Here is a 22,287-nt window from a genome sequence, read left to right on the forward strand (position 1 = left end):
GTCAGCCGAGCGAGACGCGCACCTGCGCCTTGCCGAGCACAGTCGCGTCGTCGAACGACACGGTCAGGTCGACGCGGGCGACGGATGCCTCGGCGTCGAGCTGCCCGACCTTGGCGACGACCGACACGACGGCCCCCTGCTCGGGGTCGACGACGACCGGACGGGTGAAACGCACCTGGTAGTCGGCGATGCGGGCGGGGTCGCCGGCCCAGTCGACGACCGGCTGCACGGCGAAGCCCATCGTGAGCATGCCGTGGGCGAGCACGCCCGGCAGGCCGACCGACGCGGCGACGTCGTCGCGGTAGTGGATCGGGTTGAAGTCGCCGGAGGCGCCCGCGTACCGCACGAGCGAGTCGCGCGTGAGCTCGAAGGTGCGCTCGGCGACGACGTCGCCGACGGCGAGGGAGGCGAGGTCGGGGGTCGGCATCAGTCTTCTCCTCGGATGACGAGCGTCGAGATCGCGGTGACGACGTGCGCGCCGCCCTCGTCGGTGATGACCGACTCGGCCGTGACCATCGAGTGGGCGCCGAGCGTCTTCACGCTCGAGACGGTGAGGGTCGCCGTGAGCAGGTCGCCGGCGACGATCGCGCGCGAGGACGTGAAGCGCTGGTCGCCGTGCACGACGCGCGAGAAGTCGATGCCCGCGTCGGGGTCGGCGAGCAGCTGGGCGAGCGTGTGCTCCTGCACGACGACCGCGAAGGTGGGTGGGGCGACCACGTCGGCGTGGCCCGCGGCGCGCGCGGCCTCGGGGTCGAGGTTGATCGGGTTCGTCGCGAACACGGCGCGGGCGAACTCGCGCACCTTCTCGCGGCCGACGAGGTACGGCTCGGTGGGCGGGAAGACCCGCCCCTGCAGCTCGGGGTTCACAGACACCCCGACAGTCTATTCGGCGGCATGTGCGGGATCGCCGACCGCAGTCAGTCGCCCTGCAGCCGGGCCAGGCGCAGCCGGAGGGCGTCGAGCAGGAGGTCGAGGCCGACCTCGAAGGCCCGGTCGCTGCGCGCGGCGCCGTGCTCGGCGTCGGCGAGGAGCCGGCCGAGCGATCGGGTCGCCGTCTCGCCGGGCTGCCAGATGTCGTCGGGTGCCGCGAGGTCGAGGCCGAACCCGATCGCGAACGAGTCGAGGATCGCGACGACCATGAGCACCTCGTCGTCGGGGAACCCCGCGTCGACGAGCGCCGTCGCGATCTGGTCGTAGCTCGTGATGACCCGCGGGTGCGTGATCGTCTTGCCGACGATGAGCGGCACGAGCAGCGGGTGCTCGGCGTACATGCGGCGCTGCGCGCGCATGGCCTCGGCGATCGCGGCGTCCCACGGGCCGGCCGGCAAGTCGGCGAGGTGGCGCTCGACGAGCCGGCCGCGCATGAGCTCGATGATGCCGTCGCGCCCGTCGACGTGGTTGTAGAGCGACGACGGGGTGACGCCGAGGCTGCGGGCGAGCGCGTTGACCCCGAACGGGGCGCCCGAGTCGACGAGGTCGATCGCGGCGTCGGCGATGCGATCGGTCGACAGCAGCGGCACCCTGGGCCTCGCCATGCGCGCTCCTCCTCGGCTCGGTGGTCGGTCCGAACCGTCAGCCTACGCGGATGTCCCCGGCTCGAGGGTTGCGGATCGGGCGACCCCGTGGATAATAAACGAACACCATTCATTTAACGCGGCCTCCCCCGCCGCGTCACCCACGGCACGCCGATGTGCCCCGATCCCCCACCGGAGCCCCGATGTCGCACTCCGACCTCAGCGCACGCGTCCCGCTGCGCCTGCCCACCGCGACCGCGACCTTCGCGATCGCCATCGCCGGCTACCTCGGCGTCAACCTCTCGCCGTACATGATCACGGCCCTGCAGATCGGGCTCGACGCCGACCTGCTCACCGCGAGCTGGATCGTGACCGGCGCCCTGCTCGCGACCGCCGTCGTCGGCCTCGCGGCGGCGCCGCTCTGCGCCGGCCCCCGCCGGCTGCTCGTCGCCCGCGTCGGGCTCGCCGTCGGCGTCGTCGGCTTCGGCGCCGCCGCGTTCGTGCCCGCGCCCGGCGTCGTCGTCGGCGGGCTGCTCCTCGGCGGCGCCGGCGCCGGCGGCGCGGTCGCCGCGGCGGGCGCGGCCCTCGCGGCCTTCCGCAACCCCGACCGCGTCGCGGGCTTCAACGGCCTCGCGAACCGCGGCGTCATCACGATCGTGCTCCTCGTCATCCCGGTCATCGGGCTCGCCCCGATCGACGTGTTCGGTGCGCTCGCGCTCTTCAGCCTCATCGGCATCGCCGTGAGCGGCTGGCTGCCCGCGGCCCCCGTGCACGCGCCGCAGGCGGGCGCCGCCGTCGCCGAGGCCGTGCCCGTCGAGGTGCCGCCGACCGGCGTCGTGCGCGCGCTGCCCGAGCGCAGCCCGGCCACGACGCGGCTCGTCACGATCGCCGGCTTCACCCTCCTCGTCACCTTCGCGCTCTGGGCCGTGAGCGAGGACTCGCTCTGGGCGATGGCGGGCGCGATGGGCGACGCCCAGGCCGGCCTCACCCCCGAGGGCCTCGGCCTCGCGCTGAGCGGCGCGACCGCCGGCGGCCTCATCGGCTCGGTGCTGCTCATGATCGTCGGCGACCGATTCGGGCGCGCGCTGCCGCTCGGCATCCTGCTCGCACTCGGTGGCATCCTGAAGATCGTGGAGGGCTTCACGACCGACGAGACGTCGTTCATCGTCGTGTTCATCGCCTGGAACACGGTCTACGCCATCGCCTTCATGTACTTCGTCTCGACCTCGGCCGCGCTCGACGCCGACGGCCGCTGGTCGGGGCCGCTGCTCGCCGTGTACCTCGTCGGCTCGAGCCTCACCCCCGTGATCGGTGCGGCGCTCGTCGGCATGCTCGGCTACCAGGGCTTCGCCGTCGCGCTCGGCATCGCGAGCTTCGTGCTCGCCGTGCCGGCGGTGGCCGTCGCCCGACTGTCCACCCGCCTCCAGCGCGCAGAGGCCGACCCGTCGGCGGGCGCGCACCCCGAGGCATCCACCCCGACCCAGGAGGTCACCGCGTGAGCCGCACCCTCGTCACCAACGCCCGCATCTTCACCGCGAACCGGCCCGGCGACGGCGCCGAGTGGGCCGAGGCCCTCGTCGTCGACGGCGAGACCATCGCCCACGTCGGCGACGCCGCATCGGCCGCCGCCGCGGCCGGGCCCGACGCCGACGTGCTCGACCTCGGCGGACGGCTGGTCGTGCCCGGGTTCCTCGACGTGCACACCCACCTGCACATGCTCGGGGACGCGCTCGGCCGGGTGCAGCTGCGCGACGCGCGCGACCTCGGCGAGATCCAGGCGCGCCTGCGGGCGGCCCGCGATGCCGCCCCCGACGCCCCGCGCGTGCTCGGCGTCTCGTGGCTCTTCGACTCGGTGCCCGGCGGCTCGCCCACGCGGCAGATGATCGACGAGGTCGTCGCCGACGTGCCCGTGTTCCTCGACGCGAACGACCTGCACTCCACCTGGGTCAACAGCGCCGCGCTCGCGCTGCTCGGCATCACCCGCGACACCCCCGACCCGCTCGGCGGGCGCATCGGGCGCGACGCCGACGGCGAACCCGACGGCATGCTCTACGAGACCGCCTCGCAGTACTACGTGTGGACGCACCTCGCCGAGGTCGCGACCGACGCCGACCGCGACGCCGCCGTCGAGCGCGCGCTCGACGCGTACCTCGCGACCGGGGTCACGGGCGCGGCCGACATGGCGTTCGGCGAGCGCGAGCTCGCGTCGTTCGAGCGGGTCGTGGCGCGCCGCGGCGGCCTCCCGTTCCACCTCGTCGGGTACTGGCTCATCGACAACACGGGCGACGACGCGAAGAACCTCGCGCAGGTCGCCCGCGCCGTCGAGCTCGCGCAGGGCGGCACGCCGTGGCTGCGCATCGCCGGCATCAAGCTCATCACCGACGGCGTCATCGACGCCTGCACGGCGGCGATGCACGCGCCCTACGCCGACGGCTCGAACGCCGACCCGATCTGGCCGTACGAGCAGATGGCCCCCGTCGTCGCGGCGGCCGACGCCGCCGGCCTGCAGGTCGCGCTGCACGCGATCGGGGATGCCGCGAGCTCGTCGGCCCTCGACGCGATCGAGCACGCGATCGAGGTCAACGGCGAGCGCCCCGGCGACCGCCCGCGCCGCCACCGCGTCGAGCACCTCGAGTACGCCGCGCCCGGCACCGCCGAGCGGATGGCGCGACTCGGCGTGACGGCCTCGATGCAGCCCGTGCACTGCGACCCGTCGATCATCGACAACTGGATCGCACAGCTCGGAGACGACCGCGTCGAGCGCGGCTTCGCGTGGCCCGAGTACCGCGAGGCGGGCGCCCTGCTCGCGTTCTCGACCGACGCCCCGACCGCGCCGCACCTCGCGCTGCCGAACCTCTACATCGCGACGACCCGCAAGTCGGCGCTCGACCCGTCGCTGCCGGCCTACGCGCCCGAGTTCGCGCTGCCGCTCGCCGAGGCGCTCGGCCACGCGACGCGCGACGCCGCGGCGTCGATCCGCGAGGAGGACGTGCGCGGCCGCCTCGCCGAGGGGCTCGCCGCCGACTTCGCCGTGCTCGACGTCGACCCGTTCGAGAACGGCGAGGGCGCGCTGCTCGACGCCCGAGTCATCCGCACCGTCGTCGGCGGTCGTACCGCCTACGAGGCGTAGGGTCCGCGCGCACCCGCGCGCACCCTCCCCCACCGTCACCGAGGTTAGGGAGGAGATCGCACGATCCGGAGGACCGTTTCGGCAGAAGCCTCCTCCCGATCGAACTTTCTCCTCCCGGCTTCAGGCGGTATCCGCGCGAGCACCGAACAGAACGAGGCCGCACCCTGGTGTCGCAGGGTGCGGCCTCGTCGTTGCGTTCGGAGAACCGACTCGAGGGCGAGTCTCGTCAGTCCTCCGCCACCGCGCGCGAGAGGGTCTCGCCGCGGAAGTAGGCCGGGCGCTTCCAGCGCTGCCAGAACATGATGACGACGCCCGACAGCAGGATCACCATGCCGAGCACGAACACGAGGCCGAGGCCGCCGATCTCCGAGCCCGAACCGTAGGACGGGTCCATGCTGTCGATGAGCGTCGTGAAGAAGAGCACCGAGAGGATCGTGCCGCCGACGAGCGGCGCGAGGAACCGGAAGAACACGTTGCGGGCGCTCGTGAAGAGCGTCCTGCGGAAGAACCACACGCACGCGAACGCCGTGATGCCGTAGTAGAAGCAGATCATCATGCCGAGGGTCGTGATCGTGTCCCACAGCACGTCCTCGCTGACGAAGCGCATGACGGTGTAGAAGACCGCCGCGACGATCGCCGCGACGACGGTCGCGTAGCCGGGCGTGAAGAAGCGCGGACTCACCCGGGCGAACTTCTCGGGCAGGGCGCCGTAGTGGCCCATCGCGAGCAGCGTGCGTGCGGGCGACACGAAGGTCGACTGCAGCGACGCCGCCGAGCTCGAGAGCACCGCGATCGACATGAGGATCGCGAGCGGGCCGAGGATCGGGCCCCCGAGGTAGAAGAAGGCGTTCTCCTGGATGTCCTCGTTGCCGAGGCCGACGCCCGAGGTGCCGACCCCCGCGAAGGCGAGGGCGCCCATCGCGACGAACAGGTAGATCGCGACGACGATCGAGACCGTCAGGGTCGCCGCCTTGCCGGGCGTGGTGCGCGAGCCCTTCGTCTCCTCGTTCATCGTGAGCGTGACGTCCCAGCCCCAGAACACGAAGAGCGAGACCGACAGGCCCGCGACGACGGCCGAGAACGAGCCGACCTCGAACGGGTTGAACCAGCTCAGCTCGACCGGCGTCGCGTCGAACGCCGTGCCGTTCGCGACGTGCCAGAACGCGGCGACGCCGAAGCCGACCATGACGAGCAGCTGGAAGCCGACGAGCCAGTACTGCACCTTCTGCGTCGTCTGCATGTCGCGGTACGAGATGAGGGTCGCGCCGAGGATGAACACGAGGCACGTGGCCACGTTGACGAACGGGTCGGCGACGAGCGACTCGATGTCCGACGATCCCGTTCCGGTGAACAGCTCGACGCCCTGGTCGAGGGCGAGGTAGAAGAACTCGACCGCGATGCCCGCGAGGTTCGAGAGCACCACGACGGTGGCGGCGATGAGGCCCCAGCCGCCCATCCAGCCGAGCCACGGGCCGAAGGCCCGGGTCGCCCACGTGAACGAGGTGCCCGAGTCGGGCATCGCGCTGTTGAGCTCGCGGTAGCCGAACGCGACGAGCAGCATCGGGATGAACCCGAGCAGGAAGATCGCCGGCAGCTGCGTGCCGACCTCGGCGACGGTCGGGCCGAGCGCGCCGGTCAGCGTGTACGCCGGGGCGATGCACGAGATGCCGATGACGATCGCGCCGATGAGGCCGACCGAGCCGGCCGACAGGCCCTTCTTCGTCAGGCCCGGGTCGGTGCCGTCGACCATCGCGCTCGCCGTCGTGAGCGGCGCGTGCGGTTCGGTGTGGTGCTCGCGGGGGTGCGTGCTCCCCTGGGGGTGCGCAGCGGGCTGCGTTGCGCGCTCGTGTTGTTGTTGCGACATGGAAGGTCTTTCAGTCGGTGGGGCGCGGCACGACGATCATCGGCACCGGCAGTTCGCGGAGCATCTTCGAGCCGGTGGACCCGAGGAAGAGGCGGCTCGGGGTGGCGAGCCTCGAGGAGCCGACGAGCACGATCTCGCCGGCGTGCCACTCGAGCGCGCGCACCGACTCCTCGATGCTGGAGCCAGTGGCGGTGGAGACGGTCGCGTCGACGCCGGCGGGCAGCGCCCGCTGGGCGGCGAGCAGCACCTCCTCGGCGTGCGCGGTCGACGTGAGGTCGGCGAGCTCCTCGTCCATGCCCGAGGGCAGGTCGATCGGCACGAGCGACACGAGGCGCAGCGGGGCGTGCGCGGCACGTCCCAGGCGCACGGATGCCTCGAGCACGGCGCTCGCGCCGGCGCGCAAGCCGATCGCGGCGGTGATGCGGGTGATGCCCTGCGCCGTCGCCACCTCGCGCGAGCCCGCGGGCGCGAGCGCGACGGGCACGTCGGACGAGTGCAGCAGGGCGCTCGCGACCGAGCCGATGCGCGACCGGCCGAGCAGGCCCCCGCGCGCGGCGCCGACGACGATGAGCGCCGCCCCGAACTCGTGCGCCGCGGCCAGGAGTCCCTCGGCGAACGAGTCGGCGTAGCGGATGTGCAGCGACTGCGCGATGTCGTCGCCGAGCTTCGCGCTCGCGTCGGCGAGCCAGCCCTGCGACCGTTCCTTGACGTGCCGCTCGTAGCCGGGGTCGCGGGGCACGACGCCGCCGCGCGCCTCGATCGGCAGCACCATGACGACCTCGAGGAACGCCTCGGTGGCCGCGGCGATGCGGGCGCCGAGCGCGAGCGCGTCGGCGCCGGAGTCGTCGGCGGTGTAGCCCACGACGATGCGCAGGGATTCGGTCATGCGGGTCTCCGCTTCAGTGTTGCGGCGCTTCGGGGCCTCGCGACCCCGAAGCGCGGGTCGGCTCGGCGCTCAGGCCGCGAGGATCTGCTCGGCGACGAGGCGACCCATGCGGATCGCGCCGTCGACGTGCTGGTAGCCCTTGCCGGCCAGGTCGGAGCACGCGAAGTGGATCGGCCCGACGGCGCCGCGGAGATCGGCGCCGTAGCGGGCGAGGCCGCCCATGTCGAAGCTCGCCGCGTACGCGCCGCGGGTCCACTCCTCGCTGCCCCAGTCGCTCTCGTAGTAGACGACGGGGTTCAGGGCCTCGGGGCCGTAGTAGTGCGAGAGCGACTCGAGGATGGCGGCCTTGCGCTCCTCGGCGCTGAGCTTGAAGACGGCGTCGGCCTCCTCGTCGGAGACGAAGCCGACGAGCGTGCCGCGCGGGTCGCCGTGGTTCGTGTTGTCGTACGCCTCGTGGCAGAGCTCGTACGGGCTGAACGCGGTGCCCGACAGGCCCTGCTCGCGCCAGAACGGGCGGTCGTAGACCGCGTGCACCTTGATGACGAAACCCATCGAGATGTGCTGGTGCAGCTGGTGCTGGCGACGGGGCAGCGGCGGCTCGTACGAGATGCGGCTGTAGAGGATCGGCGGGACGGCGAGGATGACGCGCTTCGCGTGCACCTCGAGCGAGTCGGTCACGGCGACGACGCCCTGGTCGGGGTTCTCGGGGTTCCAGCGCAGCGTGCGCACCGCCTGGTTCAGGCGCACCCGGTCGCCGAGCTTCGCGGCGAGACCGAGCGGCACCTGCTGCAGGCCGCCGACGACGCGCTGGTCGAGGATGAAGTCGGCGTCGACGAGGTGCGAGAACGAACCCGCCGAGGCGGCCATGAGGAGCGCCTGCAGCGCCGAGAAGGCGTGCGCGGGCTTGGTCAGCATCGCACCGGCGATGAACATGCCGATGTTGAGCTTCGCCTCCTCGTCGTCGGTCTGGGTGCCGAGCCACTCGGCGAACGAGACCTCGTCGAGCTCCTTGGCGCGCGGGTGCGCCCACGGCGCGTCGGGGTCGATCTCGGCGACCAGCTCGTCGAGCTTCTCGATGAGGCCGACGATCTCGCCCTCGGTCTTCGCCGGCACGGGGAAGATCTCGCCCTCGAAGAGGCGGCGCTCGCCGTCCTCCGCGATGTAGACGTTCTCGCCCTCGCGGTAGCGCGAGTACGTCTCGAGGCCGAGCTCGGCGATCGTCTCGATCAGGGCGTCCTGGTCGGGCGAGACCCACTGGCCGCCGATCTCGAGCATGGCGCCGTCGATGTCGTCGGTCCAGAGGCGGCCGCCGATGCGGTCGCGCGCCTCGAGCACGACCACCGACTCGCCGGCGTCCTTGAGCGTGTTCGCGGCGGTGAGGCCGGCCGCGCCGGCGCCCACGATGACCACGTCGGTATCGATGCGTTCCATGATGCTTCTTTCTTGATCGCGCGGGACTCGCGCTGGAAAAGACGAAGGCGGATGCCGCAGCGCGAGGCCGCGGCATCCGCCCTCATCGCTCAGCCCACCGGGATGAGCGTGTACTTCGTGTCGAGGTACTCGTGGATGCCCTCGAAGCCGCCCTCGCGGCCGATGCCGGACTGCTTGATGCCGCCGAAGGGGGCGGCCGCGTTCGACACGAGGCCCGTGTTGAGGCCCATCATGCCGGTCGCGAGGCGGTCGATCATGCGGTGGCCGCGCGCGAGGTCCTGCGTGAACACGTACGAGACGAGCCCGTACTCGGTGTTGTTCGCGAGGCGGACCGCCTCGTCCTCGGTCGAGAACGTGGTGATGCCGAGCACCGGCCCGAAGATCTCCTCGCGGAGCAGGCGCGCGTCGGCCGACACGTCGCCGAGCACCGTGGGCGCGTAGAACGAGCCCTCGCCGTCGATCACGGTGCCGCCGGTGAGGATCTTCGCGCCCTTGCCGACCGCGTCCTGCACGAGCTCGTCGGTCGAGGCGACCGCCTTGTCGTCGATGAGCGGGCCGATGTTGACGCCGTCCTCGGTGCCGCGGCCGACCGAGAACCCGGCGACGCGCTCGGCGACGCGCTTCGAGAACTCGGCGGCGATCGACTCGTGCACGATGAAGCGGTTGGCCGCGGTGCAGGCCTGGCCGATGTTGCGGAACTTCGCGAGCATCGCGCCGTCGACCGCCTTGTCGAGGTCGGCGTCCTCGAAGACGACGAACGGGGCGTTGCCGCCGAGCTCCATCGACGTGCGGAGGATGCCCTGTGCGGCCTCCTTCATGAGGCTGCGGCCGACCTCGGTCGAACCCGTGAAGCTCAGCTTGCGCAGGCGCGGGTCGGCGATGATCGGGCCCGAGACCTTCGACGACGTCGACGTCGCGATGACGTTGACGACGCCCTTGGGCAGGCCCACCTCCTCGAGCAGCTGCACGAACGCGATCGTCGTGAGCGGCGTGAGGGCCGGGGGCTTGATCACGACGGTGCAGCCGGCCGCGAGCGCGGGGGCGATCTTGCGGGTCGCCATCGCGAGCGGGAAGTTCCACGGCGTGATGAAGAACGACGGGCCCACCGGGCGCTGCGACACGACCATGCGGCCGGTGCCCTCGGGGTTCAGGCCGTAGCGGCCCGAGATGCGCACGGCCTCCTCGCTGAACCAGCGGAGGAACTCGCCGCCGTAGGCGACCTCGCCACGCGCCTCGGCGAGCGGCTTGCCCATCTCGAGCGTCATGAGGAGGGCGAACTCCTCCTTGCGCTCCTGGAGCTTGTCGAAGGCGCGGCGCAGCAGTTCACCGCGCTCGCGCGGGGCGGTCGCCGCCCACGCGTCCTGCGCGGCGACGGCGGCGTCGAGCGCCTTCTTGCCATCGGCGACCGAGGCGTCGGCGATCTCCTTGATGGTCTCGCCGGTGGCCGGGTCGGCGACCGCGAGGGTCTTGCCGCCCTCGGCCTCGATCCACTCGCCGCCGATGAAGAGCCGGGCCTCGACCTTGTCGAGCACCGTGGCTTCGAGCGTTGCGTTCGTCATGTGTGTGCTTTCCGTTCGATGATTGCGTGGCGTGGGCGACGCATCGATCAGGGGTAGAGGCCGCGCAGCTTGTGCGCTTCGGCGACGCGCTCGACCGCGAGTGCGGTGGCGGCGGTGCGAAGCGACAGACCGCGAGACGTCGCGTAGCCGAGCACGTGCTGCCACGCGCTCAGCATCCGCTCTTCCAGTCTGGCCTCGACCTCGTCGACGCGCCACCAGTACGCCTGGTTGGCCTGCACCCACTCGAAGTACGAGACGATGACACCTCCCGCGTTGGCGAGGATGTCGGGGACGACGAGGATCCCGCGCTCGCGCATGATGCGGTCGGCCGCGGGGGTCGTGGGGCCGTTGGCGCCCTCGACGATGACCTTCGCCTTGACGTCGGCCGCGTTGCCCTCGTGCAGCACGCCCTCGACGGCGGCGGGCACGAGCAGGTCGACCTCCAGCTGCAGCAGAGCCGCGCCGTCGAGCGGCTCGGCGCCGGCGAAGCCGACGACCGCACCGGTCTCGCGCACGTGGGCGCTGAGCGCCTCGATGTCGAGGCCCGCCGCGTTGAAGACGGCGCCGTACTGGTCGCTGACGGCCTGCACCTTCACGCCGGCCTCGGCGAGGAAGCGCGCCGCGTCGGCGCCGACCTTGCCGAAGCCCTGCACGGCACCGGTCGCCTGGGCGGGCGCGATGCCGGCGTGGCGGAGGGCGGCGAGCGCGATGTGCGTGACACCACGGCTGGTCGCGCTCGCGCGCCCCTGGGAGCCGCCGAGCGCGATGGGCTTGCCGGTCACGATGCCGGGCACCGTGAAGCCGCTGTTCACGGAGTAGGTGTCCATGATCCAGGCCATCGTCTGCTCGTCGGTCCCGATGTCGGGCGCGGGGATGTCGCGCTCCGGGCCGATGATCGGGAGGATCTCGCTCGTGTAGCGACGGGTCACGCGCTCGAGCTCGGCCTTGGAGTGCTCGCGGGGGTCGATCGCGATGCCGCCCTTCGCGCCGCCGTACGGCACGTCGAGCAGGGCGCACTTCCAGGTCATCCACATGGCGAGCGCGCGCACCTCGTCGATGTCGACGTTCGGCGCGTAGCGCAGGCCGCCCTTGGCGGGGCCGCGGCTGAAGTTGTGCTGCACGCGGTAGCCCGTGAAGAGCACCGTCTCGCCCGAGTCGCGGCGCAGCGGAACGCTCACCGTGAGCTCGCGACGCGGGGTCGCGAGCAGCTGGTGGGTGCCCTCCGAGTAGCCGAGCAGCGCGATGGCCTCGGCCAGCTGCGAGCGGGCGTCGGTCAGCGGCGTGGCGATGGGTGCGGCGGATGCCTCGTGCGAGACGTGGGCGACGGCGTTGTCGATGACGGTGCTCATGCCTGCTTGAGCCCCTCGGCCACGACGCCCAGGCCCTCGACGAGGAGCTCGTCGGAGATGGTGAGCGGCGGGAGGAAGCGGATGACGTTGCCGTAGGTGCCGCACGTGAGCAGGATGACGCCCTGCTCGTGGGCGAACTTCGCGACCTTGTTGGTGAGGGCTGCGTCGGGGGCGCCGGTGGCGGGGTCGACGAGCTCGATCGCGACCATTGCGCCGCGACCGCGGACGTCGCCGATGCGCGGGTCGGCCGTGCGGAGGGCGTTGAGGCGGCCGATGAGGACCGAGCCGATCTCCTTGGCGCGCTCGACGAGGCCGTCGGCCTCGTAGGTCTCGATCGTCGCGAGCGCGGCGGCGCAGGCGATGGGCGAGCCGGCGTAGGTGCCGCCGAGGCCGCCGGCCATGGCGGAGTCCATGATCTCGGCGCGGCCCGTGACGGCCGACAGCGGCAGGCCGCCGGCGATGCCCTTGGCGGTGACGATCACGTCGGGCACGATGCCCTCGTGCTCGCTCGCGAACCAGGCGCCCGTGCGGGCGAAGCCGGTCTGCACCTCGTCGGCGATGAACACGACGTCGTTCGCCTGCGCCCACTCGACGAGCGCGGGGAGGAAGCCGGCGGCGGGCACGATGAAGCCGCCCTCGCCCTGGATGGGCTCGATGATGATCGCGGCGAGGTTCTCGGCGCCGATCTGCTTCTCGATCATGGTGATCGCGCGGGCCGCGGCCTCACGGCCGTCGAGGCCGCCGTCGCGGAAGGGGTAGCTGAGCGGGGCGCGGTACACCTCGGGGGCGAACGGGCCGAAGCCGTTCTTGTACGGGATGTTCTTCGCGGTGAGCCCCATGGTGAGGTTCGTGCGGCCGTGGTAGGCGTGGTCGAACGCGACGACGGCCTGCTTCTTCGTGTAGTGGCGCGCGATCTTGATCGCGTTCTCGACGGCCTCGGCGCCCGAGTTGAAGAGGGCCGAGCGCTTCTCGTGGTCGCCCGGGGTGAGCTCGTTGAGCTTCTCGGCGACGGCCACGTAGCCCTCGTACGGCGAGACGGTGAAGCAGGTGTGCGTGAAGGCGTTCAGCTGCGCGCTCACCGCGTCGACGACGCGGGGGGCCGAGTTGCCGACGCCGGTCACGGCGATGCCCGAGCCGAGGTCGATGAGCGAGTTGCCGTCGGCGTCGACGACGACGCCGCCGCCCGCGGCGACGACCGAGATGGGGAGGGTGTGGCCCACGCCCGCGGCGACGGCCGCGGCCTTGCGGTTCATCAGCTCCTGCGAGCGGGGTCCGGGGATGGCGGTGACGAGGCGGCGCTCCTGGGTGAGGGCGGGGCCTCCGGTCGTGGTGGCCGGGGTGTCGACGAGGGTCATGTCTGCTCCGATGCAAGTGACGACGGTGGCGTGTTGCATCGATGGTAGGTCGAGACCTCGGGGTGCCTCGTGGCCCGCGCGTACGGTCAATGGCCACTTCTTCGCCATGACGTACAAGACCCGTCGGTCGAGGAGCGCCCGACGCCGCACACGTCGTCGGTCGAGCAGCGCCCGACGCTGCTGCCGTCGGTCGAGTAGCGCCCGACCAAGGAGGACGCGTATCGAGACCACGCCCCGCGGGACCCCTCCCCCGAGGCATCCCCAACCTGCCGCCCGCGCTCAACAGGCACTCTCGCGCCCCGCGCGGCGTGTTCGCCCCGACACGCCGCGACATCGGCAGAAGTGCCTGTAATCCGGTGGCGGGTGGGTGGTTCAGCGACTCGCGAGCTCGCGCTGGTCCTCGAGGTCCTGCGCGGCGACGGCGCGGGTGGCGGGCGCCGGCGGGTCGTTCGGCACCGCCGCGGTCGCCCGCGTGCCGAGGCCCGGGATCGTCGGCCGGCGCTTCGCCCGCCCGATCGCCCTGAGCGACACCGCCCACTGCAGCCCGTAGCCGATGAGGAACACCAGCAGCGTGAAGATGAGCGCCATCGCCGCGCCCTGGTCGGGCTGGTAGAGCTGGGCCGATCGAGGACTGATCATCGCGTACATGTACACCGAGAGCGGCCGCGACTCGGGCGTCGCGAGGAAGGCCGGCAGCGTGAACTCGTTCGTGCCGAGGATGAACATCTGGATCCACACCGCGAAGACCGTCGGCAGGAGCAGCGGCACGACCACGCGCCGGAAGCCCTCGAGCGGGCTCGCCCCGCTCACGAGCGCGGCCTCCTCGAGCTCCTTGCGGATCTGCAGGGTCGCGCTGTAGCCCGAGCGGTAGGCGATCGACACCCGGTACGAGTAGGCGATCACGAGCGCGACGATCGTTCCCGCGAGCGGGATCACCGGGTTGATCACGAGGAAGGTGAGGAACATCGCGAAGCCCGCGATCACGGCCGGGATCGCGACCGACGACGAGGCGAAGAGGTCCATGCCCCTCGACCAGCCGGTTCGGCGACCGCGCGCGATGCCGTAGGCGAGCACCGTCGCCGCGACGCACGCGATCGTCGCGCTGCCGCCGGCGATGAGGAGCGTACGGCCGAGCGACGCCCAGAACTCCGGGTCGGCGAACACCTCGCCGAAGGCGCCCCACTGCGTCTGCGAGGCGAGCGCCTCGAACGAGAACGCGATCGGGTACGGCGTGATCGCCGACCAGAGCAGCGCGAACATCGGCAGGATCGCCGTGAGCAGCACGAAGACGAAGACCGCGACGAGCACGGGGATCTTCCAGGCGCCGAGCTTCATGATCGTCGGCCGGAAACCCTTGCCCGAGATCGAGGCGCGTCGTTCGGCGTTGCGGGTCGCGCGCAGGTAGATGACGAACGCGATCGTCGTGATCACGAGGAAGACGCAGCCCCACGCCGCGGCGAGGCCGTACTGCGGCAGTTCGCCGGCGCCGGCGCTGATGAGGTTCCAGAGCTTCAGCGCGAAGATGTTCTGCCCCGCCTCCTGTCCGAACAGGAGCGGGATCTCGAGGCTGCCGAGCCCGAGGATGCCGGTCAGCACGGCGACGCCGAGCAGGCCCGGCCAGAGCATCGGCAGGGTGACCCGGCGCAGCGTCTGGCCCCACGAGGCGCCCGAGACGCGGGCCGACTCCTCGAGCGAGCCGTCCATCGACGTGAGGATCGGCACGATCATGAGGAACGGGAAGGTCACGTTCGTGAGCGACTGCACGACGGTCATCGTCGCGAACGAGTACGGGTCGATCACGAGGTCGCCGGGCAGCAGGCGCAGCAGCTGGTTCAGCACGCCCGACTCGGGCGAGAGCATGAGCTGGTACGCCTGCGCCTTGACGATCGGCGGGATGATGAACGGCACGACGACGAGCACCGAGATGACCCGCTTGAACGGGATGTCGGTGCGCACGGTCGCCCAGGCGAGCCCGAACGCCAGCAGCAGCGAGATGATCGTCGAGCCGCCGACGAACACGGCGGTCGAGCCGAGCACGGCCCAGAAGTCCTCGCGCAGCTCCCACAGGGTGACGAAGTTGTCGACCGACCACTTCGCCGTCGACACGCCGAACGGCAGGAACGGACCGCGGAACGCCGTGATCACCTGCACGGCCAGCGGGATCGCGAGGAGGAGGAAGATCACCGCTCCCGCGATGACCGTCGCGATCTTCATCCCGGTCGGCCGGGTGCGCCCGGCCTCCGTGGCCCGTCCTGCCGTCGACATGGTTATCCGTTCAGTGCCGCGTCGGCGGCGTTGATCATCGCGATCCAGTCGTCGCGGTTCTCGGGCGACTCGATGTTCGTCGTGGCGTCGAGCCCTTCGAGCAGCGCGTCCGCGTTCGTCTTCATGAGCCCGGTCGCCTCGTCGAACACCGTCGACGGCAGGCCCGCGTAGGGCACCTGGGTCGTCGAGAACTGCTCGTCGGTCATGCGCAGGTGCAGCCAGTCGGGGTTGAACGCGTTCCAGAGCACCCAGAGCATGCCGCCCGCCTGGTTCTTCGCGTCGACGTTCACGCCCGAGAACTGCGCGAACACCGGACCGTTCTCGTACGGCTGCACGGTGAGGCTCGGGTTCGGGTTGAAGAGCGTCTGCCCGAGCGCGATCGGCACGTCGCCGTTCGAGAGCGGCGAGTCCTGGTCCTCGAGCACCTGGAGGGTGCCCGACGCCTTCAGCTCGTCGATGAGGTCGACCATCGCATCCTCGCCGTCGGCCATGCCGACGCCCGAGAACACGTTCGCGTTGTAGCTCGCGACCGAGACCTTGCCCTCGTACTCCGGGTCGAGCAGGCCCTCGAGCGTCGGCGGCGCCTCGATCTTCTCGGTGTTGACCTGCATGAGCGAGCCGTTGATGCTGTCGGGCAGCATGCCGGTCGAGCCGAGTGTCAGGAACTCCTCCGGCACGCCGAACTCCGTCCAGTCGACGTCGGCCCAGTAGCCCTCGTCGGTCATCGCGGCCGACGAGACGATCGACCCCGAGATGACGTCGGTGTTGCGGGCCCCCGTGGCCTTCGCCGAGATGATCGCCGACGACAGGTTGTAGGTGAGGCCCTGCGTCTCGATCTTCAGGTCGGGGTACTTCTTGTTGAACTCCGCGATGACCTCCGGCGAGAGCTCGTACCAGTCCCAGATCACGAGCCGTCCGCCGTCGGTCTCCTTCGCCTGCTCGTAGAGGGCGTCCATCTGCTCGTCGATCGCCGGCCAGATGTCCTCGTAGAAGTTCTCGCAGCGGGTGACGGGCCCGACTTCGAGCGCCTCGCAGGCCCCGGCCTGGGCGGCGTCGCCCGAGGGTTCGATGGCCTGCGGGGTCGACGACGGCGTGCTGCACGAGCTGAGCAGCAGCATGCCGGTCGCGGCGAGGGCGATGAAGCCGCTCCGTGCTGTGGGTGTTCTCATGATCCGGATGTCCTCTCTGACGTGGATCTCGGTGTGGGTGGAATCGGGTGGTGCTATGCCGCGAGCACGCGGCACGCGTGGGGGGCGAGTTCGATGAAGACGTCGCTGCCCGTCGTGGGCGAGTCGAGCGGGGCGCCGCGGCCGACGATCGTGCCGACTGCGGCTCCGGTCGCGGCGCTGCGCACCTCGACCTCGTATTCGACGATCTCGCCGAGGAACTCGACGCGGACGACCCGCGCCGGCACGAGGTTCGGCCGGTCGGGGGCGGTCTCGTGCCAGCGCACGCTCTCCGGGCGGAACGTGACGGTGACCTCCGCGCCCGGTCCGAACTCCGCCGGGCACGGGGTGACGAGGCGGGTGCCGAAGGCCTCGACGGATGCCTCGCCCGAGGCATCCGCGCCGGTGCCGCGTTCGCGGACGACGGCCTCGATCATGTTGACCCGGCCGACGAAGTCGGCCACGAACCGGTCGGCCGGCTGGTAGTACAGCTCGCGCGGCGTCGCCTCCTGCACGATGCGGCCCCCGTTCATGACGGCGACGCGGTCCGACATCGACAGCGCCTCCGACTGGTCGTGGGTCACGTAGAGGGCGGTGATGCCGAGCTGCTGCTGCAGGTGGCGCAGTTCGTTGCGCATGGTGTCGCGCAGCTTCGCGTCGAGGTTCGACAGCGGCTCGTCGAGCAGCAGGAGCTTCGGCCGGTGCGCGAGCGCCCGGGCGAGCGCGAGCCGCTGCTGCTGGCCGCCCGAGAGCGCGGTCGCGGGGCGGTGGGCGAAACCGTCGAGCTGCACGAGCTCGAGCGCCTCCATCGCGCGCTTGCGCGCCTCCGGCTTCGGCAGCCGGCTCCCCGACACCTGCAGGGGGAACACCGCGTTCTGGAACACGGTCATGTGCGGCCATATCGCGTAGTTCTGGAACACCATGCCGACGTCGCGCTTGTCGGGCGGGACGTGCGACGAGGCGGTCGAGAGCACCTTGCCGTCGAGCGAGATCGCTCCCCCGTTGCTCGTCTCGAGCCCGGCGACGCAGCGCAGCGTGGTCGTCTTGCCGCAGCCCGACGGGCCGAGCAGGGAGGTGAACTTGCCGGGCTCGATCGTGAACGTCACGCCCTTGACGACGGGCACGTCGGTGCCGTCGAGCGAGTAGTGCTTCTCGAGGCCGTCGACGACCAGGCGGCCGCCTCCATTCGCATCAGTCATCGGGGGGCTCGACTCTCCTTCGGCGGATTTCGTATTCAGGATCCAGAATGTGGGCGGGGATGCCTCGGCGGCAAGCTGCGGCATCCATCAGCGCTCCGCGGCCGATGCGGATGCCGCAGCCGATGCGGATGCCGACGCCGACGCCGGCGCCGCGACCGCCTCCGGGCGGGCGGCCTCGCCCCACCCGACGGTGACCTTCGGCTTCGCGAAGAAGGCCACCACGCCGGCGCAGACCACGAACCCGGCGACCGCGAGCAGCAACGACTGCGCCATCGCCGTCGAGAAGCCGGCCGCGAGCTCGGCGGGCAGCGCTCCGCCGCCCGAGCGGGCCGCGTCGCCGTCGAAGCCCGGCAGCTGCGCCGCGAGCGTGAAGCCCATGAGCGCGGCGATCGCGGCCGAGCCGAGCACGGACCCGACCTGCCGGGTCATCGTGTACACGCCCGACCCGGCGCCCGCCCGGTCGCGCGGCAGGTTGCGCGTCGCGGTCGACGCGAGCGGTGCGAAGACGCCCGAGATGCCGACGCCGAGCAGGGCCGACGGCAGGAGCAGCAGCCAGAGCGAGACATCCGGGCCCATGAGGGCGCTGTACCAGAACAGCGCGAGCGCCGACGTCGAGAGCCCCGCGAGGGAGACCCACTTCGGGTCGACCTTGTCGCTGAGCCGGCCGACGAGGGGCGCGAGCACACCTGAGATCACGGCCATCGGGACGAGCATGAGCGCAGCCTGCGTCGGCGTGAGCCCGCGCGCCACCTGGAAGTAGAACGCGAGCGGCAGCGGCATGGCGGTCATCGCGAGCCCGACGAGCGAGATCGCGACGTTCGACAGCGAGAAGTTGCGGTCGCGGAAGAGCCCGAGCGGCAGCAGCGGCTCGGCCCGGTTGAACGCCTGCCACACCACGAAGCCCGCGAGCACCACGATGCCCGCGACGATCAGGCCCCACACGGTGATGGGGCCTGCGATCGTGCCCCAGTCGTACGTCTCGCCCTCCTGGATGCCGAACACCACGAGGAACATGCCGACCGCGCTCAGCACGACGCCGAGCCAGTCGAACCGGTGCGACCGCGTCTCGAGGTTCGGCACGAGCCGCCAGGCGGCGACGAACGCGACTACGCCGACGGGCACGTTGACGAAGAACACCCACTGCCAGCCGAGGGAGTCGACGAGCACGCCGCCGAGGATCGGGCCGACGAGGGTCGCGACCCCCGCGACCGAACCCCAGAGACCCATCGCCGCCCCGCGCTGCTGTGGCGGGAAGACGCGCGTGATGACCGCCATCGTCTGCGGGGTCATCAGCGCCGCGCCGAATCCCTGCACGGCGCGGGCCGCGATGAGCAGGCCGATCGTGCCCGACAGCCCGCACCACAACGAGGCGAGCGTGAACACCACGAGGCCGACCAGGTAGACGCGTTTCGGCCCGAACCGGTCGCCGAGACGGCCGGTGATGAGCAGCGGCACGGCGTAGGCCAGCAGGTAGGCGCTCGTCACCCAGATCACCGACGTGAGGTCGGCGTCGAGGTCCTCGAGGATGGCCGGGTTCGCGATCGACACGATCGTCGTGTCGACGAGGATCATGAAGAACCCGATGACGAGCGCCCAGAGGGCGGGCCACGGCCTGGTGGTCGGTTTCATGGTCGGCTTCCGCACATGGTCGGGGGTCCGGGGATGACTCGGCGCCGACTAGCTCGCGGCGGCGGGCTCGGCGCCCGGGAGGCCGACGACGGGCTCGCCGAGGAGCGGCGTCGAGACCGCGTAGATGCCGTGGTTCGCGAAGAGCCAGATCAGGTTGCGGTCCCACTCGACGAAGATGCCGTGCACCGGGGCGGCGAGGTCGTCGTCGTCCTTGAGGCCCATCGGCGGCACGAAGTAGGCGCCGACCTTCGGGTCCTCGGGGTCGCGGACGTCGAAGATCTGCAGTCCTGCCGCGTAGAACGCGTAGGGGATGACGCCGCCGTGCGGGGTGCCGGTGTTCGTGAAGTAGCCCGAACGCTTCGGGCCGAACGAGCCGCGGCGCTGCGCCCAGTCGGTGAACGCAGCCTCGGCGGGCGGCAGCGGGCGGGGCAGCGTGCGCACGACCCTCGGCTGCGTCGGGTCGGAGACGTCGATCTGGTAGATCTCCTTCGCCGGCTCGTAGCAGTCGGTGTTCATCGGGTAGCCCGAGACGTAGACGTAGCCGGTCTCCTCGACCTGGGTCGTGTCGACGTTGTCGCCCTCGGTGCCGGCGACGCTCGTCGGCAGCGCGCACCAGCCGACGTGGTGGATGTTCGCGGGGTCGGAGACGTCGAGCACGAAGAAGCCCTGGCCGCCCTGGGCGGCGTAGGCGTAGCGGTAGCCCGACTCGACCGAGCGCGGCATGAAGACGCCCATGCGCGAGCCGAACCAGCTCGTCTTGTTGTTCCACCGGTCGTTGCCGTCGAGGTACTCCGAGTCGGCCTCCTCGCCGGCGCGGGTGCCGGGCACCCACCACGTTGAGAGCAGCTCGGGGTTCGCGGGGTCGCTGACGTCGTAGGCGGCGTGCCCGGCGGCCCACAGCGTCGTCTTGTACGGCTGGTTCGTGAAGGTGTTGTCGGGCGCCGTCGCGACGAAGAGGTACTTGTCGCCGTAGTAGACCGGCAGGTCGAGCACGCCGTTGCCCTCCTGGATCTCGTCGGGCCCGTGGTTCGGGTCGGTCGAGACCTCGGTGATGAGCGTCCAGTCGCGGGGGCTCGGGCCGTTCATCTCGAACGTGCGGAATCCGCGCAGGCCCTCCCACTCGAGCAGCTGACCCTCGACGGTGTCGTCGATCCACTTGTTGGCGACGCGACCCTTGAGGAAGTAGCGGGGCGTCTCCGACGCCTGGATCGCGATGTGCTTGCCGAGCCGCTCGTTCCACTGCACCGTGGTGGCGCCGAACTGCGGACGCGGGTCGTCCCAGCCCCACTGCTCCTCGTCGACGATCCGGAGGTCGCGTGGGTCGGTGATGTCGTAGAGCTTCCAGTGGTTGCCGCCGCCGTAGTGGAGCATCAGGCGGCGGTCGTCCCAGTCGTAGATGCACTGCCACGAGTGGCTCGTGTTCACGACGATCGGGTAGAACGCCTCGGCGGTCGCGTTGAGCGCGTACGTCTCGGGGTCGCGGTAGTCGAGCTGGCCGGGCCAGTCGACGAACACGTCGCGCGGCACCGACGGGGTCGACGCCGGCGGCAGGAAGGTGCCGTCGGGCTGCATGCCCCACGTGCCGGGCTCGGGGTCGCTCGGTTCGCCGGCCACTCGCTGGAAGTCCTCGGGGCGGTACTTCTTCGCGTGGGGAACGTACGGTGAGCCGGCCATGTCGCCTCCATTGGCAGCAGGTGAGTGAGATCGTCTCGACGCGGGGGCGTCGTAGATTCAGCGTCGACCCGACCCTGCGATGCTGTCCAATATCTTTACGGCTCGGAGCCATGACCGAACGGGCATACCGCGTCCCCGTCGGTCGAGTCGGCGCGCAGCGCCGTATCGAGACCACGGATGCCTCGGACGGTGGTCTCGATACGCGCTTCGCGCTACTCGACCGACCGAGTCGGCGCGCCGCTCAACCCGCGGAGGTCGCGTGCTCCCGCTCGAACTCGGCGAGCCGCGCGCCCTCCTCGCGGAGGTGCGCCAGCAGCGCCGCGGCCGCGGCCGACGGCGCCCGGTCCTTCGGGATGGTGACGCCCACCGAGCGCCGGATCGAGCTCAACGCCGTCGGAAGGATGCGCAGCTCCTTGTCGTCCACCGCGATGAACATCGGCAGCGCGGCGATCACGTCCGTCGTGACCAGCAGGTTCCGGAGCGTCAGCATCGACGTGCACTCGACGCGGTCGGCCGGCAGCGGGAGACCCTCGTGGAAGAACACCGCCTCGAGCTCGTCGCGCAGCGCCGTCTGGGCGACGGGGAAGATCCACGGGTAGGCCACGAGGTCGGCGAGCGCGGTCGACCGGTGGTGCACGGGGTGCCCCGCGCGCGCCACGAGCCGGATCGGCTCCTGGTGCAACCGCTCCTGCTCGAGCCGCACGGGCACGCTCGACGAGAGCCGGCCCACGGTGAGGTCGAGGTCGCCCGTCAGCAGCAGCTGCTGGAGCGTGTCGGGGGTGCCCTCGCGCACGACGACGGTGAGCCGCGGGTGCTCGCGCTTCAGCCCCGCGATCGCCCGCGGCAGCAGCAGGTTCGAGCCGGCGAGGTGGGTGCCGACGGTGACGGTGCCGAGCTGGCCCGACTGCAGCAACCGCACCTCCTCGCCCGCGACGCGCAGCTCGGCGAGCACCGAACGTGCTCGCTCGATGAACGGCCGACCGTACTCGGTCGGCGTCACGCCGCGGGGCAGCCGGTCGAACAGCGCGACGCCGAGGATGTCCTCCACCTCGCGCAGACCGCGGGTCACGACGGGCTGCGTGATGTGCAGCGACTCGGCGGCGCGCACGAGCGTTCCCTCGTCGGCGATGGTGGTGACGAGCACGAGATGCCGGATCTTGAGCCGGCCGTCCAGGAGTCGATCGGTGGCCATGGCGCAGGACTATAGCCGAAAGGGCATGGCAGTGCAGCAAGAGGGCATTTGTCGGCATCGCTCGGCGTTCCTAG

17 protein-coding genes are annotated in these 22,287 nt (G+C 71.3%); 2 read left to right on the plus strand and 15 right to left on the minus strand.

The window, feature by feature from the left end; translation table 11 throughout:
• Window position 1: 1 nt before the first annotated feature.
• The 3 genes from AC3RJ7_RS12855 to AC3RJ7_RS12865 are packed head-to-tail and all read right to left on the minus strand — an operon-like array spanning window position 2 to window position 1,535.
• Window positions 2-427, minus strand: coding sequence for a MaoC family dehydratase (locus AC3RJ7_RS12855; protein ID WP_491456248.1), 426 nt, complete (start codon window positions 425-427; stop codon window positions 2-4).
• A complete protein-coding gene (locus tag AC3RJ7_RS12860; protein WP_491456249.1) occupies window positions 427-873 on the minus strand; it encodes an FAS1-like dehydratase domain-containing protein in 447 nt (148 codons plus the stop codon). Before AC3RJ7_RS12860 ends, AC3RJ7_RS12855 begins: the two co-directional genes overlap by 1 nt.
• 44 nt (window positions 874-917) lie before the next feature.
• On the minus strand, window positions 918-1,535 hold the full coding sequence (locus AC3RJ7_RS12865; protein ID WP_491456250.1) for a TetR/AcrR family transcriptional regulator: 618 nt from the start codon (window positions 1,533-1,535) through the stop codon (window positions 918-920).
• A 182-nt stretch (window positions 1,536-1,717) separates the two neighbouring features.
• Here AC3RJ7_RS12865 and AC3RJ7_RS12870 point away from each other — a divergent pair, with 182 nt between their 5' ends.
• Together AC3RJ7_RS12870 and AC3RJ7_RS12875 are read left to right on the plus strand one after the other, a co-directional pair.
• Window positions 1,718-3,013, plus strand: a complete 1,296-nt coding sequence (locus AC3RJ7_RS12870; protein ID WP_491456251.1) for an MFS transporter — start codon at window positions 1,718-1,720, stop codon at window positions 3,011-3,013.
• Window positions 3,010-4,644, plus strand: coding sequence for an amidohydrolase (locus tag AC3RJ7_RS12875; protein ID WP_491456252.1), 1,635 nt, complete (start codon window positions 3,010-3,012; stop codon window positions 4,642-4,644). The genes AC3RJ7_RS12870 and AC3RJ7_RS12875 overlap by 4 nt, the downstream gene beginning before the upstream one ends.
• Window positions 4,645-4,870: 226 nt before the next feature.
• Here the strand turns inward: AC3RJ7_RS12875 and AC3RJ7_RS12880 are convergent, their stop codons facing one another.
• The 12 genes from AC3RJ7_RS12880 to AC3RJ7_RS12935 all read right to left on the minus strand — a co-directional run bounded on the left by AC3RJ7_RS12880 (window position 4,871) and on the right by AC3RJ7_RS12935 (window position 22,213).
• Complete coding sequence (locus AC3RJ7_RS12880) at window positions 4,871-6,394, minus strand: APC family permease (protein WP_491456956.1); 1,524 nt, start codon at window positions 6,392-6,394, stop codon at window positions 4,871-4,873.
• A 124-nt stretch (window positions 6,395-6,518) separates the two neighbouring features.
• On the minus strand, window positions 6,519-7,394 hold the full coding sequence (locus AC3RJ7_RS12885; protein ID WP_491456253.1) for a universal stress protein: 876 nt from the start codon (window positions 7,392-7,394) through the stop codon (window positions 6,519-6,521).
• A 69-nt stretch (window positions 7,395-7,463) separates the two neighbouring features.
• Window positions 7,464-8,825 (minus strand): flavin monoamine oxidase family protein, encoded by a 1,362-nt coding sequence (locus AC3RJ7_RS12890; protein WP_491456254.1) that lies wholly within the window; start codon window positions 8,823-8,825, stop codon window positions 7,464-7,466.
• Window positions 8,826-8,914: 89 nt separating this feature from the next.
• Window positions 8,915-10,384 carry an NAD-dependent succinate-semialdehyde dehydrogenase gene (locus AC3RJ7_RS12895; protein WP_491456255.1) on the minus strand — a complete coding sequence of 490 codons (1,470 nt, stop codon included), beginning with the start codon at window positions 10,382-10,384 and terminating at the stop codon, window positions 8,915-8,917.
• A gap of 47 nt (window positions 10,385-10,431) precedes the next feature.
• Window positions 10,432-11,733: a Glu/Leu/Phe/Val family dehydrogenase gene (locus AC3RJ7_RS12900; RefSeq protein WP_491456256.1), complete on the minus strand. Its 1,302-nt coding sequence runs from the start codon at window positions 11,731-11,733 to the stop codon at window positions 10,432-10,434.
• On the minus strand, window positions 11,730-13,088 hold the full coding sequence (gabT, locus tag AC3RJ7_RS12905; protein WP_491456257.1) for a 4-aminobutyrate--2-oxoglutarate transaminase: 1,359 nt from the start codon (window positions 13,086-13,088) through the stop codon (window positions 11,730-11,732). Before gabT ends, AC3RJ7_RS12900 begins: the two co-directional genes overlap by 4 nt.
• A gap of 372 nt (window positions 13,089-13,460) precedes the next feature.
• Window positions 13,461-15,353 carry an ABC transporter permease gene (locus AC3RJ7_RS12910; protein ID WP_491456258.1) on the minus strand — a complete coding sequence of 631 codons (1,893 nt, stop codon included), beginning with the start codon at window positions 15,351-15,353 and terminating at the stop codon, window positions 13,461-13,463.
• Window positions 15,354-15,355: 2 nt separating this feature from the next.
• Window positions 15,356-16,522: a hypothetical protein gene (locus tag AC3RJ7_RS12915; protein ID WP_491456259.1), complete on the minus strand. Its 1,167-nt coding sequence runs from the start codon at window positions 16,520-16,522 to the stop codon at window positions 15,356-15,358.
• A 53-nt stretch (window positions 16,523-16,575) separates the two neighbouring features.
• The gene (locus AC3RJ7_RS12920) at window positions 16,576-17,718 is read right to left on the minus strand and encodes an ABC transporter ATP-binding protein (protein WP_491456260.1); all 1,143 of its coding nucleotides are present in this window, start codon (window positions 17,716-17,718) and stop codon (window positions 16,576-16,578) included.
• A gap of 87 nt (window positions 17,719-17,805) precedes the next feature.
• The gene (locus tag AC3RJ7_RS12925) at window positions 17,806-19,347 is read right to left on the minus strand and encodes a DHA2 family efflux MFS transporter permease subunit (protein ID WP_491456261.1); all 1,542 of its coding nucleotides are present in this window, start codon (window positions 19,345-19,347) and stop codon (window positions 17,806-17,808) included.
• Between the two features lie 48 nt (window positions 19,348-19,395).
• Window positions 19,396-21,021: an LVIVD repeat-containing protein gene (locus AC3RJ7_RS12930; protein WP_491456262.1), complete on the minus strand. Its 1,626-nt coding sequence runs from the start codon at window positions 21,019-21,021 to the stop codon at window positions 19,396-19,398.
• A 241-nt stretch (window positions 21,022-21,262) separates the two neighbouring features.
• Entirely contained in the window at window positions 21,263-22,213 is a 951-nt protein-coding gene (locus AC3RJ7_RS12935) for a LysR substrate-binding domain-containing protein (protein ID WP_491456263.1), read from the minus strand.
• Between the last annotated feature and the right edge of the window lie 74 nt (window positions 22,214-22,287).

This window comes from Agromyces solani, assembly GCF_058349925.1.

Excerpts from the sequence above, each read along its gene's own strand:
- AC3RJ7_RS12865 (WP_491456250.1), bottom strand. The coding sequence starts at position 1,535 with ATGGCGAGGCCCAGGGTGCCGCTGCTGTCGACCGATCGCATCGCCGAC.
- AC3RJ7_RS12930 (WP_491456262.1), bottom strand. The coding sequence starts at position 21,021 with ATGGCCGGCTCACCGTACGTTCCCCACGCGAAGAAGTACCGCCCCGAG.
- AC3RJ7_RS12880 (WP_491456956.1), bottom strand. The coding sequence starts at position 6,394 with ATGGTCGACGGCACCGACCCGGGCCTGACGAAGAAGGGCCTGTCGGCC.
- AC3RJ7_RS12895 (WP_491456255.1), bottom strand. The coding sequence starts at position 10,384 with ATGACGAACGCAACGCTCGAAGCCACGGTGCTCGACAAGGTCGAGGCC.
- AC3RJ7_RS12925 (WP_491456261.1), bottom strand. The coding sequence starts at position 19,347 with ATGAAACCGACCACCAGGCCGTGGCCCGCCCTCTGGGCGCTCGTCATC.
- AC3RJ7_RS12910 (WP_491456258.1), bottom strand. The coding sequence starts at position 15,353 with ATGTCGACGGCAGGACGGGCCACGGAGGCCGGGCGCACCCGGCCGACC.
- gabT (WP_491456257.1), bottom strand. The coding sequence starts at position 13,088 with ATGACCCTCGTCGACACCCCGGCCACCACGACCGGAGGCCCCGCCCTC.
- AC3RJ7_RS12935 (WP_491456263.1), bottom strand. The coding sequence starts at position 22,213 with ATGGCCACCGATCGACTCCTGGACGGCCGGCTCAAGATCCGGCATCTC.
- AC3RJ7_RS12890 (WP_491456254.1), bottom strand. The coding sequence starts at position 8,825 with ATGGAACGCATCGATACCGACGTGGTCATCGTGGGCGCCGGCGCGGCC.
- AC3RJ7_RS12885 (WP_491456253.1), bottom strand. The coding sequence starts at position 7,394 with ATGACCGAATCCCTGCGCATCGTCGTGGGCTACACCGCCGACGACTCC.
- AC3RJ7_RS12870 (WP_491456251.1), top strand. The coding sequence starts at position 1,718 with ATGTCGCACTCCGACCTCAGCGCACGCGTCCCGCTGCGCCTGCCCACC.
- AC3RJ7_RS12855 (WP_491456248.1), bottom strand. The coding sequence starts at position 427 with ATGCCGACCCCCGACCTCGCCTCCCTCGCCGTCGGCGACGTCGTCGCC.
- AC3RJ7_RS12920 (WP_491456260.1), bottom strand. The coding sequence starts at position 17,718 with ATGACTGATGCGAATGGAGGCGGCCGCCTGGTCGTCGACGGCCTCGAG.
- AC3RJ7_RS12915 (WP_491456259.1), bottom strand. The coding sequence starts at position 16,522 with ATGAGAACACCCACAGCACGGAGCGGCTTCATCGCCCTCGCCGCGACC.
- AC3RJ7_RS12900 (WP_491456256.1), bottom strand. The coding sequence starts at position 11,733 with ATGAGCACCGTCATCGACAACGCCGTCGCCCACGTCTCGCACGAGGCA.